The following is a 13,533-nucleotide window of genomic DNA, read 5'->3' as shown; positions in this document are numbered from 1 at the left end:
ACTTACTGCGTATATTCAAATACACCATTTGACGTAATTAGAAAACTACCCTCAATTTCTAGATCACGTCCAAAGGCTTCATAATCAATATAGTTTTGTAGATTAGAAGGGACTTCCCCCAACGTTCCTGTTTCTTCGACCAACACCCTTGCGACATCTGCCATATTGTCACAATCGGGATAATACATAATATCATCTTGGTGTTCCAGTAATTCTTCTATGCTGTTAAACCAATAGCTTTGCACTTCAGAAAGAGAATCATAAAGCGGTGTCCCCGCAATTTCTTCTACCATCGCACATAAACGGTTCACTTCTGAAATAGGTGTATATTCACCGATTTCAAAGGGGAGTTCGTAATCGAAGATGGCATATTCCTCATACTCTCCATTTAAACCAATACGTTCTTTTACTTCCTCAAAATCGATGGGTGGTGTAAACCATGCACCATTAACTTCTCCTTCATTATATTTACCGAGATTTGTTATAAAAACTTGCATTTCCATAGAAATTCACATCCTTTTTATTAAAAATAGCCATAAAAAAACAGCCAACCTTAAAGGTGACTGAAAGTGATAGTTACTCACACATCTATCTTTGTTCCGCTATATAGATAAGTTTTTTTGTAAAAATCCTTTAATAGCTTGTTAAGAAAATCTTTCCTTTATTTCCTTTAGAAGATGATTCAACAACACTTATTGCTTTTTTTATATCCATCAAGTCATACGTAGTGTCAACTTTCATTAATTGTAATTTCTTCTTAACGATAAGCATGATTAAATGCTGGAAAGTCTCTTGCCATTTCGCGATTGATACACTTTTATTCCAATTTCGTAAATGAAATAAATTCGCCTTGACCTTCATCTGATTAACAATCTCTTTCCAATTCACCTGTTCTCCTGATAAGAGCCCGATTGTTAAGAAGTTTCCATTAGGCTGTACACAAAGAGCTAATTCATTTCCAGATGAACCTCCAACAGAGTCAATTGCAGCAGTTGCACCCCTTCCATTGGTCAATGTCATGACCGTTTTATGGAGTAGAGTGTTAGAAGTATCAATGACATATGAGGCACCTAGATGAATTAAGCTCTCTGTATATTTATTATTTCTAGTGACAGCGATTAATCTAAACCCTAGTATGTTCGATAATTGAACAAAAATATGCCCAATCGCCGAACCACATGCATTCACTAATAAAACATCGTTCGGTTTCAATTTTAAAACTTCTGTACAAATAACGAAAGCTGTCATGGGATTGATATACATTTGTGATGCTGTGAAATCATCTACAGAGTCTGGAATAGGGACTGAATATTTTGCTGATGTCTTTACAAATTCTTGCCATGTACCTTCCCCTCGTAAAGGTAGAACTCGTTTACCAATAAGGCTTTGAGGTACCGAATCACCAACATCTTCAACAATGCCCACTCCTTCATAACCAGGAATATTCGGTAAAGAAATTCGATGAGAATATGATCCTTTAATTGGTATCAAATCAGAAGGATTGATAGGTCTTGCTAACATCCGTACAATAACTTCATGTTCTTGTGGCGGTTCTATCCTTTTACTTTCAATTTTCAAGACGTTTTTAGGGCAACCAAATTCGTAAAACTTAATACATTTGGCATTCAATGCTATACAGACTCCTTCATATTTAATACTTTTATTTCATTATAGCATCTGTATCTGCTAATACATAAAACAAACTTGTTAATCCCTACCGCACTACCGTTTGGTTCACCATTTTTTTGCAGAACATAAGAAGAGCACTTATCTTCCACAAAAAAACGGTACAATTTAAGCCCCTATGATTCGATTAAATAAGTTTAACAATACATCTTTCACTCCACTTGCATTAAAGACTAATCCTACTGCAACTAAAGCAATGATTAGAAAGCCGATTAGTTTAGAAAACTCTCGTTTAAAACCCAAGTAAATCCCAATCACGACAATCGCCATTAATACTAAAGATTGTGCATTACTAAGAAACCAGTTGTACAAATTCTGCCCAAAGTTCATTTGAATTTCTCCCTTCATAAGTTAATCAATCGTTGCTTGGCAATGGTTGAATCACTTTCTCTATGGGAATAGTTTGTTGCATGAGTATCTTTTGATGACGTTTAGATAACTCTACCTGTTCCAACATATCCTTGATTACACTAGTTTGGTTGAGTTCATCTATCTTTGTCGCTAGTTTCCAAGTAGGAGCAACTTGTCGCGCCAGCCATCTTAATGATTTATCAAACGTATAAGGTTCAGGTTTTGTCGTTAAAGAAATTTTTCTATTCACGCCTAAATCAATAAATCGTTGCCACTCCTTATTCACTTTCCAACTGCTGCGACGTTTTTCCTCATCTTTATCGACAAAACGAATATACCGATTAATAATCGAAAAGGCGGTTCGTCCAGCGTCTTCATACGTCATTAAATCTACAATCGCATGATAGGCTCGATCATTTTTTAAACGAATTTCAAAACGATTTTTCACATCTGTATCTTCTAGTGATGTTCCATGTTTCACATATTGTTCGTAATCCTTTTCATACGTACAGAAGTACACGTCACTTTTTAACGAACCGATATATAACGTATTTCCCATGTCAGGTTTTTCTTCATTCTGTACAAGTTCACCAGATCGATAACTTTTGAAACTACGAAAAACAGAGATACATTCTTCATGACGGCATTTTTCTGTTAGAAACGGAATATCCAATATGCTTGTCTTATCGTTTATCGCAAGATCAATTCGTTTAAAAACCCCACCAACACGAAATACGTCCATAAAAAAATCGAACCATGTTCGTTGCTGTGCTAATAGGAAATTCTCAAATTGTCTACATCCCTTTCCTTTAAGTTCGAGCAAACAGCCTTTATCTTCATCGGGTGAAACCATGACGACTATATCACCAAAAACGTATTGTTCCATATAAGAGTAAAACGCATAATCCTCATGTAACATGTACTCCATTTTGAGTTTCAAAATACCTTCAATGACAGGCTTCGGGTTTGTCGTTAAAAATCGAATCCGTACATAATCAAACAAGATTTCCAGTGGTGCATCTGGATTAAATTGCTCTAAAATATCGAACATAGCATTTTGTAATGTTTGAGTCGGAGTTACTTTTCCTGTTTCAATTTCACTAATATATTGTCTTGAAATGCCAATGTGAACAGCCAGTTTGTTTTGCGATACACCATATTCCAATCGTTTTTCTCTTAATAGTTGATACCAAGGTACTTGATTCATCTGCATTCCTCCAAACTAAAAAAAGATGTCAACTAAAGGTTAAAAGCTGACATCTTCTTCATATACTCCAAACCGTTGTGCCATCAGGTTTTATTGGTCTTTGGAAAAGCTTCTTATTGTTTTTCTACCCCCCTGTTAGAAATGGGGGGTTAAGGCGTGGCTGTCGCCACGCCGGCTTAGCCCAGCACGCCGGCTTTCGCTTCGCACGCCACCGCACTGGGCAGCCTTTACTGGGCTAGTTTAGCAATTTCATTTAAGAAATCATGTTCTTTCGGGACAAGTGGTGTATAAAATTCAGAAATGACATTATCCCCTTTATCAACATACCCTCGTCCTTTAATCTGTTTTAAGAAAAATTGTTTTTGTACGTCATTGCCAAACATCATGCCATATCCAAGCTCACTCATACGGCCTAAAGCAACCCGAAAATTAAACTGATCTCGAATGCCGTCTCCAAGGTATTTTGCGTCTGGTCGTTGACAGGCAAGAATAAGAAAGAATCCTGATTGTCGTCCTAGCATAACAATCTGTTTCAGTTTAGTTAACACCGTTGTATTTTCCTTAGAAGCAAGCATTTCCATAAAAGCAACATATTCATCAAAGACTAAAAAATGGGGAGATAAGCCTAAATACGCATAGTTTTTCCCTGTTTTATAGCCCTTCATCTGTTTCATTTCTTCACTACGAGTCATCATATCTTCATAAAATTGGTCAATACACATCATCATATCTTCCTTTTTATAATACACATCGGGCATAACTGTGGCTAAATCAGCTAAATCTGCATTTTTTGGATCTAAGATATACAGTTTTGCATTTGTTTTTAATAGCGCTTCAATCAAAGTTAAAATAAAGTAGGTTTTCCCACCACCTGTTCCACCAGCAATTAACATATGCGGGAGTTTATCATATTCCCAATACATCGAGTCCATCAGTTTTAAGCTACCATTTTGTGCAATGACTTCATCAATGGAAATACGACTATTGATTGTGTCATAGAGCAAGATATATTCCACAAAGGAATCGTGTAACTCTTTCGACACCAACTCACAATACAAACCACTTTCAAGTTTGTTTTCGAGGTTTAGTAACTGCTCTTGATATTTCCCCAATGTGATTTCTGTTTGAATATGAAGCAATCCTTTTTCAAGCCGATAGTATATTTTAGGAAAGTAACTAATTTTATCTTTTGCTTTTCCGTTTGGTATATCTTTAAAGAAGCTACTTGATTGTACTTGTTTTGTTTCATACCAACCATTTTCCAAGATCATTTTGGCTAATTTCTGACGATGAATAATCTGTCTGATACAATCATACTGGTAACGATAATAAAGGTAAGCACATACCGCTGTTATAACAACACTTATAAAGAATGTCACCAATCCATAAGAACTTATAAAATGTTCTTGAAATAATGATAGCTTCCATTCCGTAGATAATAAAAAAGACAGATGAAAAAGCGTAAAAGGGATAAGCCATATGACAAATAATCGACTGAATAAAAATTGAAAGAGGAGGGAAGCATCACTAGGTCGAATTCGTTTCCCTCGTCTTCGTAAAGGTCTCATTATTTATCCTTAATTGGTGAAGCTTTTGAAGCATTACTGCTTGATATTCCTGCTTTTCCCTTTAAGGTTAAATCATCTGCTTTAATGTACCAGTCAACATCTGCACCACGGAATGTCGCATTTGCGACCGTATCGGCGACAGGATTAATAATTTCTACTTCTGCATTATAATCAAATTCTTTTAAGGGAACGGAAGCAGGAATACTCACTTGAATCATGCGACCTTGTTCACGAGATTTTAAATCATAGGTGCGTTCTTTTACCTCGGTTGATACCGTGCCATCTTCATTTTGAAGGAACACTTCACGTCGTAATGCGGAAAACTTTAATAATCCAAACGTCTTTTCTTTATCAATGACAATACCTTGTGCTAATCTCATATCATTTTCCTCCTTATGCTTTTACCATGTCATCTGCATGTAAAATATAATTTGTGAAGCCACGTTCTCCAATTTTATAGCCCTCTGCGGTGATTCTTGCATTGACTAGTTTTACTTTTTCCTCATGTTCAAAGAACTTTTCTCCAGCTTCTTGGGGGAGAATCACCTCGACATCATCTGCACGTTGAATATCGGAATACAGATTATAACTTCGAGAAAGAGTAGTCATGCGTCCATTAATCCGTCGCTGTTCGACTTTGCCTTCTCCTGCGTATTCTAAATTTCCAAAAGTCTTTTCCATATTTGGAATGACATGTTTCAATTCCATGATTCATTACCTCTTTTCTTGTTTTAAGTTTTGGTTATTTATTCATATGGAAAGCAAGGAAAGAAGGGAGGGGAACGAGAAAAATATATCTTCATTTGTCAATCACTCCTATGCTTCTTGTAAACGATAATCTACACGTCCATAAATGACACACCAAAATACAACCATTGTTTCTCCATTTTCATCACGGATCAATTTCCCATGAAGAAAAAACGGAAAGTCTTCAATCTCAATTTCATTCAATATAAAATGATCATCGATCCATTCCATGACCTTTTCTTCATAAACTTCTTGTTCATTCAAGGACATCATGCACATTTCTCCTTTCTCCGTTTTCGCCCATAAAAAAAGCACGTCAGATGAGAATAATCCAACAAGCTAAAAAATTGATTTATCTATAAAGTTTCCGCAATACCAGCCATGATATATTCCGCACATGGTACGGCAATCGCGTTTCCAATCGCTTTATATCTCGCATAATCACTAATGACCTCATTCCCATTTCCCAGAGCTGTCCAGCCCTCTGGTAATCCCATTAACCGTTCACATTCCAATGGTGTAAGCTGTCGGATATAACCTTCTTGTTCTTTCCCTTCATACCAAAAAGAAAAGTTACTGACTGAGCCAGCTAGCAAAGTTGGGAAAGGGTCATTTGTCCGTCCGAAACTTCCAATGAATCCTGATTTGTTTTTGTCTTTTGCGGTACTTCGCATACGTCTTTCTTGAAAGGGACGGACGACGGGTATTTTCCTCCTTGCTTTTTCAGAAGATACTCGACTGGCTGCGGTGGAGGGTGGCCGGCTTTCATCGCAAGTCGTAGAAAATGATTGCAGTTCGCGGCTTTTAAATAATATTTCTCTGGCACGTGTTCCTCCAAAATCTGCCACGAGGAAGATACGTCTTCTTCTTTGAGGAAGTGTGGGCTTTCCCCAATATCGGGCATCCAACACGCGCCAGCACACATCAATTTCATTCCCTCGGACCATTCCTGCTTTTGCCCAGACTCCAGAAGTAGGCATTGGAATTTCGGTATTTGTGAACGACTCCAGGACGGCTTTAAAATCCAACCTGTTATTTGATGAAAAAGCTCCCATGACGGTAAGCGCCGAATAACCAGGTACGTATCACAGCCCAACCACCTCCTGTATGATTAAGTTAAAACTTATGGAGGTGGTTGATTGATTATTAATCTCGATGCTGCTAAACGCTATTACATTATGACTGGTCGGACAGACTTACGCAAGGGAGTTGATTCTCTGGCTGCTCTCGTTCAAAATGATTATCAATTAAATCCCTTTGAAAAGAATCTCTTTCTCTTCTGCGGGTCCAGGCTTGACCGCTTTAAAGCTCTTTATTGGGATGGCCAAGGTTTCTGGTTACTGTATAAACGCTATGAATCTGGCCGAATTCATTGGCCTAGACAGGAGGAATCACTGAAGGAAATTGACCGTCACCAACTCATTCAGCTTATGGATGGCTTTCTGATCGAACCATCCGTTCAATCATTGGAAGGATCTTACACAATGTGAAAAAACTTGATTAAATCGTTTACATGGTTTATAATCAAAGAAATTTGAACAGAAGGGAGGTCCGGGAATGGGCATCAAATCCATCGAGACGCAGACACCTGAACAACTAATCGATATTATTGAAACACAAGAACGTGAAATTGAATGGTTGAAAGAACAGCTTCGTTTGATGATGAACCAACAGTTTGGTCGCAAGAAAGAAACGGCGCCTCAACCTGGACAAACCAGTCTGTTCGAGGATTGGCAGGAAGCTCTAGACAGCCTAGAACTAGAAGAAGAGATCGTCCAAGAAGTGAAGGCTCATAAGCGTAAAGCAAAGAAGAATAAAGGGATCAAGCGGGCGATTCTCGACCAGTTCCCTGCCGAAGAAAAGCTACACGAACTTTCAAACTGCCAGTGTCCAGACTGTGGGGAATCGATGAAACAGATAGGGGCTAGTGCTGTTCGTGAAGAGCTTGTCTTCATTCCTGCTCATATGAAACGAATCATTCATAAACAAGCTTCTTATAAATGCGAGGGTTGCACTCAAAAAGAGGGGGCCAATGACAAAATCGTGAAGGCTCCCGTTCCTAAAGCTCCCCTCAACAATAGCTTGGGGTCTGCATCATTGATCGCTCAAACGATTCATCAAAAATATGGCTTGAAGTTACCCGCTTATCGTCAAGAACAGGAATGGAAACAAATGAATCTGCCCCTAAGTCGGGATACGATTTGCGGTTGGCACATTCGCACCTATCAATATTATTTCCAGAACCTCTGTGACTTACTTTTAAACAAGCTCCGTCAACAAGAAGTTCTCCACGCAGATGAAACCAGCTATCGGGTATTAGAGAGCCAAAAAGCGAAGAATTATTTTTGGCTTCTCATGAGTGGCAAGGACACCCCAGAACAGGGGATTATTTATCAATTTGATGAAGGCAGAGGACGCCAAGTCATTCTTGACCTATTGGGTCCAGATTTTGAAGGCAGCCTTCATGCAGATATGTATGGTGCCTATGTCAACCTATGCAAGGAGAAAGTTAAAGTCAGTGGCTGTTGGGCGCATTTAAGGCGGAAATTCTTTGAAGCCCTGCCAGCTAAAGTGTCTAAGCATCATCCTGCTTATCAGGCGGTTAAATGGTGCGATTCCTTTTTCCAATTCGAACAGAATTGGAAGGAGCTGACGCCTGAGGAACGCTTGACTTGGCGCCAAACTTGCCTTCAAAGACAAGTTGACGAGTTCTTTGATTGGGTCAAGACTTTGAATGCCTTACCTCAAACCAAGCTGGGAATGGCCATCTCCTATGCTCTCAAACATGAGCCTTTCTTCCGTCAATTTCTTGAAGATGGTCGACTAGAGATGAGCAATAATCGAGCGGAGAGACAAATCAAGCCACTGGTAATTGGGCGCAAGAACTGGTTGTTTAGCCAAAGCATTCAGGGAGCCCAAGCGGCTGGGGGGATCCTCAGTCTCTATGAGAGTGCGAAGCTTAATGGTATCCATCCTCCGTCTTATTTTCAATATTTACTTGAGGAGCTTCCTGAACTTCCGGTGCAAAATTTTGAAGCACTCGAGGCTTATTTGCCTTGGTCTTCGAAGGTCAAGGAAGCCTGTCAGGCCATTAAATAATTAAAAAGACTGAAACTGGCCCTTCAACACCTATTGTAGAGTGTTGAGGGGCCGGTTTCTATATACTTGGCTATTGGGCGCTTACCCATGACGTTTTCCCAAACAGCGATAATTGGATATGCTCCATTCGTTGCACACCTCATTTCTTCGATAATTCGTATCGCATGATAAAATAAACTAGATTGACTTCCTGTAAGACCTTCTCGTTTACCGATATTGGATAAGTTTTGACAGGGTGAACCAAAGGTAATGATATGGACAGGTGTTATTTTCCCACCATCTATTTTTGTAATATCTCCGAGATGGAGCATGTTAGAGAAATGGCGTGTTGTAATAGATGCAGGTGCTTTCTCTATTTCACTTGCCCATGTCGGACTAATTCCATAACGAGAAGCGGAGAGGGGGAAGACGCCGATTCCATCAAAAAGACTTCCTAATGTTAGAACAGTCATATTTCACCTCTACTCTTTATTTTTAAGCATAAAAAAAGACGCTCATTTTAATTGAACGTCTAAAAATTATAGGATCTATTAAGTTAAAATATAGTTTCTAATCTCAAAAAGCAACGGGATAGCAGCTAAATGGTATGCTATCCTGCTAATGATTAAAGGTTAATTTTTTCTAATAATAATCATGTTATTTCATGCTCTTAATTTTTATCAAGTTTATCGCTTTAAACCGTTAAACAATTTGTAACTATTGAAAACAGATTGAAGTTGATCAAAATCAACATTTCTTAAATCATTTATCCCTGCGTGTTTTAAAGCCCTATTAAATTGGTTTTTTGTGAACAATTTTTTATATTCTTTGTTAACCCATTTCATCACAAAGTATTTATATACTTTTTTCTCTTCGGCTGACATTTTTGTTGATTTTCTTTTTAACACGATTAACGCACTGTCTACTTTAGGTTTCGGATGAAAATAGTCTCTAGGGATTTTTGCTAGAATAGAAATGTCAACCTCTGCCATTAAAAGTAATGATAGTGATCTATTTGTATTTAATAATCTTTTAGCAAACCCATATTCTACAATTAAATAACTTATTGTAGCCGTACTTTCGAACACAATTTTTCTAACTATACTTGTACTTATATTATAAGGTATATTACCGTATATTTTATATGGATTTTTCCTAGGAAACTTAAACTGCAATATATCAACATTGACCATTTGATAATTAGAATAGTTTAAGAGCTTATTCTTTGTTATATCACATAATTTAGGATCGATTTCAATGGCAGTTACATAATTACATCTTTTTACCAGCTCCAAAGTGAAATGACCCTTACCTGCTCCTATCTCAAATACATTATCTTTAACGTTTAAATTCATATGACTCATTATTTTTTCTATATAATATTTTGAAGTAATAAAATTTTGACTGACTTTTATATTTTTTTTGTTCATTATAACCTCTCCAATAAGGTTACAATGAATTTATTTCAACAATTCATTATAACCTTTTATTTTTCATTTGGTTGATAATGAACTGTATCTATTACGAAAATACAAAAAATACACATGTAAATATTCTCCTTCATTATTTAGTCTAGTTGACATTAATAATGAACGTTATCAATTACAAAAATAGAGTATAAACCCATTATAATTCCTCCTTACATTTGAACTTATATTAGCACAAATATTTATCAGATTCAAATCTCTAACTATTGTGCGACAGCATAGATTATGTTATATTTCATTTTTATCACTCGAATTTCCCATAAAAAAGACGCTTCTATAGAAACGTCTTTTGTTTAAGATATCAAATACCTATAGTAAATAACCCTAAACTGTGATTTGCATTTATTGCATTGAAATTGCATTATTTTAATTTTTAATATCATATTATAAGAGTTGATACTCCTTAAAAACCCTTTAAAATCAATGATATTGCTCTATACCTAGCAGGGTGAAAGTAGAGTGGGAATAGGGAGTAGGTCCCAGCGATTTTCAAGACGAAGTCGAAGGAAGAGCTGTTGGGACTACCCCGGCAAGGTTATCCCGCGAATGAGGAACTGATGTGACGAAATGAGTGGCTGATAACCACTGCCAGAATCCTTAAGGTCAGTATAAAGTAAATTAAAGTGCGGAGGCGGACGTTAAATTATTTCTACGTCCGTCCAACGATTGCCGAGCCATAAGGCGAAAGCAGAGTTGTTGACGGCCCATCTGCGTATCAAGGACAAGCAATGCGACGAATAGGAGCAATGCGCGACTTGATGAGAAGAATGGGAGTAGTCGCAAAATTTTCTAAAATGGCTTAATTACAAGCTATATAGAGAATGAAAAATGGCTATCGGTACTCAAATGGTACTGGAAGTAAAAAAGAATAAATTGAATAATAGTTCCAAATGGTTTACATTTGGACAAAAAATTAGACCGTAGTCTTTAGGCTGCGGTCTTTTTACGTACATATTTTTATTTTAAAAATATCGTTTTATTAAATTTTGATTGTCAAATTAAGCTAGAATTTTTACCTAACACATAATACGTTTGCTTTTTTTGTAATTGATAATTAAAATGGTTGTTCGAAAGTTCAAGTATAAATTAGCCACTGACTTTAAGGTTTCCACAACGTCAGATTTGTGGCAAGTGTAGTGAGTCAGATTGATGCATTAAATCGTTAGAGCTTTACTTGGATGCTCCGGTATGATACTCGCGAATAGCGAGTTGGGGAAAGGGTTTGGGTAGGAGACCCAAAAAGCATCCCCAAATCATCATGCCGGGCTAGGCTATAAAAGTTACAATAAGATTACCCAATTTGTTGCACGTAACTTTCCTCAGTTACAAAAACAATTGAGGTAATCTTTTTTGATATAATTATTCCATTAGGAGGAATGATTATGTCAGAAATTGCAAAAATCACAATCACATCATTAGATGATTTATCCAGGTTAAGTGAATGGTATCAGAAAGGAGAATTGAAATTGAATCTATCAAAGATTGCACGTGAATTAAACTGTGACCGAAAAACGGTTAAGAAGAGACTAGAAGGCGTGATACCAAAGACAACACGTAAGAGAAAAAAGTATTTAGATGAGTTTAAACCGCTGATGCTTTCCTATCTTCATGATTCAACGCGTCACTTCAGTTATATCGATCACCTTTTCTATTTTATGAAAAGAGAACATCATATCACCTATGCCCGTTCTACTTTTTATCGCTATATTGTGAATGATGAAGAGCTGAGTCAGTCATTCCAACAAAATACTAGAACAGCGTTCACACAACGTTTCGAAACTCAACCCGGTCAACAAGCTCAATTCGATTTAAAAGAAAAAGTAAAATTAGTAACGAATGACGGGCAGACCATTACAGTATATATTCCAACGTTAACTCTTTCATGGTCACGTTACAATGTTCGTCGACTGATATTAAATCCGACAACAGAAAACTTACTGTCATTTTTAGCAGAAGCATTCGAGGAAATTGGCGGAGCACCACGAGAATTAGTCATTGATAATTTGAAAGCATTTGTCGAAAAACCACGAACGAGTATGGGAGATAAAGCTGTCTTAACTTCACGTTTTTCAGAATTTTGTAAAGATTATGGTATTGAACCACTGCCGTGTATGGTCTATCGTCCTCAAACAAAAGGAAAAACGGAGACGCAGAATAAATGGGTGGAACAATTATATAATTACAATGGTACCTATGAAGGGATATGGACTATGCATCATCGGTTAAAACAACTGAATGAAGAAGATAACAGAGGCATTTCTCAAGCGACAAGGTTGCCACGAAATTTCTTATTAGAAAAAGAAAAAGGTGATTTGGTCCCACTGCCATCCTTATCAGTCAGAAAACCTTATCAGCTTCATCTTAAAAAAGTTCATGTTACCAACGACTCTCTCTTCCAATACCATTATAATAAATATTCCGTTCCAAAAGAATTTATCGGTAAACAAGTAGAAATTATCGTTCAAAACAATAAACTTTATATTTATTATAACGGAAACATCATCGATAGTCATCCTATAACCAATCAACTGTTCAACATAAAGCCAGAGCACCAATTGTATTATGCAAAACAGCAGGATGAAACAAATAACTTAGAAACAGCGACAGAACCGAGTCTTATTTCAAGGGAATTAGGAGGCATCCGTTATGACAATCTATCTTAAAGTACAAGAGCAATTAGAGTATTTAAAATTTAAATCAGCACAGCACTACTTAGAACAATTATATCAAAACCATCAAATGACCGAGGCAGAATTATCTGGATTATATAAAATACTGGCCAAAGAAGTGGAAGCGAAGGATGAAAATAACCGTTTGTATAATGTTAAAGTCGCTGCTTTCCCTTACTTAAAGACTATCGACGATTATGACTTCACGTTTCAGCCAAGTATTGAGGAGGATCAAATAAGAACGATTATTGAGTCATCCTTTTATAACGAAGCAAAGAACGTGGTATTAGTGGGGAATCCAGGTACAGGCAAAACGCATTTAGCGATTGCGATTAGCTATAGTGTCGCAATTAAACGTAATAGTGTTTACTTTATTAAATTTAGTAAACTAATCCATTCCTTGAGAACGGCTTATCAGGAAGGAACGCTCGAACGAAAAATAAAATTATTCTTCAAATATAAGTTACTTGTGATTGATGAAGTAGGATTTAATGAAATAAGTCCACTTGAAGCAAAATTATTCTTTCAATTGATCGATATGCGATATACAAAGCGATCCACGATCTTCACGAGTAACTTAACTTTCGATAAATGGCATACCATTATGGGACAAGATGAGATGTTAACAAAGGCGATTATTGATCGTATTTTACATCATTCTTATCTCATTAATATAACAGGGCCTTCTTATCGAATTAAAGACAAGCTTTCCCCACGAAAAAGTGGGGAATCTTAAGTGA

General features: G+C 36.9%; 17 protein-coding genes. 4 read left to right on the top strand and 13 right to left on the bottom strand.

The genetic code is table 11. From position 1 onward, the window contains the following. Nucleotides 1-2: 2 nt before the first annotated feature. The 9 genes from CYJ72_RS03540 to CYJ72_RS03500 form a co-directional block, all read right to left on the bottom strand. A complete protein-coding gene (locus CYJ72_RS03540) occupies nucleotides 3-503 on the bottom strand; it encodes an antirestriction protein ArdA (protein ID WP_101813531.1) in 501 nt (166 codons plus the stop codon). Between the two features lie 130 nt (nucleotides 504-633). After that, complete coding sequence (locus CYJ72_RS03535; RefSeq protein ID WP_101813532.1) at nucleotides 634-1,629, bottom strand: zinc-dependent alcohol dehydrogenase family protein; 996 nt, start codon at nucleotides 1,627-1,629, stop codon at nucleotides 634-636. Between the two features lie 165 nt (nucleotides 1,630-1,794). Further along, nucleotides 1,795-2,016, bottom strand: coding sequence for a hypothetical protein (locus tag CYJ72_RS03530; RefSeq protein ID WP_017473211.1), 222 nt, complete (start codon nucleotides 2,014-2,016; stop codon nucleotides 1,795-1,797). Between the two features lie 25 nt (nucleotides 2,017-2,041). Beyond that, nucleotides 2,042-3,250, bottom strand: a complete 1,209-nt coding sequence (gene mobT / locus CYJ72_RS03525; RefSeq protein WP_219721646.1) for a MobT family relaxase — start codon at nucleotides 3,248-3,250, stop codon at nucleotides 2,042-2,044. Between the two features lie 221 nt (nucleotides 3,251-3,471). Further along, nucleotides 3,472-4,812: an FtsK/SpoIIIE domain-containing protein gene (locus CYJ72_RS03520; protein ID WP_101813534.1), complete on the bottom strand. Its 1,341-nt coding sequence runs from the start codon at nucleotides 4,810-4,812 to the stop codon at nucleotides 3,472-3,474. Further along, nucleotides 4,812-5,192: a YdcP family protein gene (locus tag CYJ72_RS03515; protein ID WP_101813535.1), complete on the bottom strand. Its 381-nt coding sequence runs from the start codon at nucleotides 5,190-5,192 to the stop codon at nucleotides 4,812-4,814. The genes CYJ72_RS03520 and CYJ72_RS03515 overlap by 1 nt, the downstream gene beginning before the upstream one ends. Nucleotides 5,193-5,205: 13 nt before the next feature. Beyond that, entirely contained in the window at nucleotides 5,206-5,520 is a 315-nt protein-coding gene (locus CYJ72_RS03510) for a YdcP family protein (RefSeq protein WP_101813536.1), read from the bottom strand. 108 nt (nucleotides 5,521-5,628) lie between these two features. Next, nucleotides 5,629-5,832: a hypothetical protein gene (locus CYJ72_RS03505; RefSeq protein ID WP_101813537.1), complete on the bottom strand. Its 204-nt coding sequence runs from the start codon at nucleotides 5,830-5,832 to the stop codon at nucleotides 5,629-5,631. An 83-nt stretch (nucleotides 5,833-5,915) separates the two neighbouring features. Beyond that, complete coding sequence (locus tag CYJ72_RS03500; RefSeq protein ID WP_284630493.1) at nucleotides 5,916-6,614, bottom strand: DNA cytosine methyltransferase; 699 nt, start codon at nucleotides 6,612-6,614, stop codon at nucleotides 5,916-5,918. An 84-nt stretch (nucleotides 6,615-6,698) separates the two neighbouring features. Between CYJ72_RS03500 and tnpB the strand changes: the two genes are divergently transcribed. Beyond that, entirely contained in the window at nucleotides 6,699-7,049 is a 351-nt protein-coding gene (gene tnpB / locus CYJ72_RS03495) for an IS66 family insertion sequence element accessory protein TnpB (RefSeq protein ID WP_084801928.1), read from the top strand. A gap of 67 nt (nucleotides 7,050-7,116) precedes the next feature. Further along, entirely contained in the window at nucleotides 7,117-8,658 is a 1,542-nt protein-coding gene (tnpC, locus tag CYJ72_RS03490) for an IS66 family transposase (protein WP_284630444.1), read from the top strand. A gap of 23 nt (nucleotides 8,659-8,681) precedes the next feature. On the opposite strand, the gene CYJ72_RS03485 is transcribed toward tnpC, so the two are convergent. From CYJ72_RS03485 to CYJ72_RS11625, 4 genes are all read right to left on the bottom strand, one after another. After that, the gene (locus CYJ72_RS03485) at nucleotides 8,682-9,110 is read right to left on the bottom strand and encodes a DNA cytosine methyltransferase (protein WP_284630491.1); all 429 of its coding nucleotides are present in this window, start codon (nucleotides 9,108-9,110) and stop codon (nucleotides 8,682-8,684) included. A 213-nt stretch (nucleotides 9,111-9,323) separates the two neighbouring features. Beyond that, nucleotides 9,324-10,067, bottom strand: coding sequence for a 23S ribosomal RNA methyltransferase Erm (erm, locus tag CYJ72_RS03480; RefSeq protein ID WP_068128656.1), 744 nt, complete (start codon nucleotides 10,065-10,067; stop codon nucleotides 9,324-9,326). A gap of 56 nt (nucleotides 10,068-10,123) precedes the next feature. Then, complete coding sequence (locus CYJ72_RS11630; RefSeq protein WP_143740015.1) at nucleotides 10,124-10,183, bottom strand: erythromycin resistance leader peptide; 60 nt, start codon at nucleotides 10,181-10,183, stop codon at nucleotides 10,124-10,126. Nucleotides 10,184-10,219: 36 nt separating this feature from the next. After that, nucleotides 10,220-10,264, bottom strand: coding sequence for an ErmCL family antibiotic resistance leader peptide (locus tag CYJ72_RS11625; RefSeq protein ID WP_143740016.1), 45 nt, complete (start codon nucleotides 10,262-10,264; stop codon nucleotides 10,220-10,222). A gap of 1,242 nt (nucleotides 10,265-11,506) precedes the next feature. Between CYJ72_RS11625 and istA the strand changes: the two genes are divergently transcribed. Both istA and istB read left to right on the top strand, forming a co-directional pair. Beyond that, nucleotides 11,507-12,787 (top strand): IS21 family transposase, encoded by a 1,281-nt coding sequence (gene istA, locus CYJ72_RS03475; RefSeq protein WP_284630488.1) that lies wholly within the window; start codon nucleotides 11,507-11,509, stop codon nucleotides 12,785-12,787. Continuing rightward, nucleotides 12,771-13,529, top strand: a complete 759-nt coding sequence (gene istB / locus CYJ72_RS03470) for an IS21-like element helper ATPase IstB (protein WP_101813547.1) — start codon at nucleotides 12,771-12,773, stop codon at nucleotides 13,527-13,529. Before istA ends, istB begins: the two co-directional genes overlap by 17 nt. Nucleotides 13,530-13,533 lie beyond the last annotated feature (4 nt).

It is taken from the genome of Globicatella sanguinis (genome assembly GCF_002847845.2).
GTDB lineage: Bacteria > Bacillota > Bacilli > Lactobacillales > Aerococcaceae > Globicatella > Globicatella sanguinis.
Note: the sequence above shows the minus strand (reverse complement) of the source record. Positions and strands in the feature narration are given on the sequence as shown.

Coding starts and splice junctions, on each gene's coding strand:
- CYJ72_RS03520 (WP_101813534.1), bottom strand. CDS start 4,812: ATGAGACCTTTACGAAGACGAGGGAAACGAATTCGACCTAGTGATGCT.
- erm (WP_068128656.1), bottom strand. CDS start 10,067: ATGAACAAAAAAAATATAAAAGTCAGTCAAAATTTTATTACTTCAAAA.
- CYJ72_RS03505 (WP_101813537.1), bottom strand. CDS start 5,832: ATGATGTCCTTGAATGAACAAGAAGTTTATGAAGAAAAGGTCATGGAA.
- CYJ72_RS03510 (WP_101813536.1), bottom strand. CDS start 5,520: ATGGAATTGAAACATGTCATTCCAAATATGGAAAAGACTTTTGGAAAT.
- CYJ72_RS03500 (WP_284630493.1), bottom strand. CDS start 6,614: ATGGGAGCTTTTTCATCAAATAACAGGTTGGATTTTAAAGCCGTCCTG.
- CYJ72_RS03485 (WP_284630491.1), bottom strand. CDS start 9,110: ATGACTGTTCTAACATTAGGAAGTCTTTTTGATGGAATCGGCGTCTTC.
- mobT (WP_219721646.1), bottom strand. CDS start 3,250: ATGCAGATGAATCAAGTACCTTGGTATCAACTATTAAGAGAAAAACGA.
- tnpC (WP_284630444.1), top strand. CDS start 7,117: ATGGGCATCAAATCCATCGAGACGCAGACACCTGAACAACTAATCGAT.
- CYJ72_RS03515 (WP_101813535.1), bottom strand. CDS start 5,192: ATGAGATTAGCACAAGGTATTGTCATTGATAAAGAAAAGACGTTTGGA.
- CYJ72_RS03530 (WP_017473211.1), bottom strand. CDS start 2,016: ATGAACTTTGGGCAGAATTTGTACAACTGGTTTCTTAGTAATGCACAA.
- istB (WP_101813547.1), top strand. CDS start 12,771: ATGACAATCTATCTTAAAGTACAAGAGCAATTAGAGTATTTAAAATTT.
- istA (WP_284630488.1), top strand. CDS start 11,507: ATGTCAGAAATTGCAAAAATCACAATCACATCATTAGATGATTTATCC.
- CYJ72_RS03540 (WP_101813531.1), bottom strand. CDS start 503: ATGGAAATGCAAGTTTTTATAACAAATCTCGGTAAATATAATGAAGGA.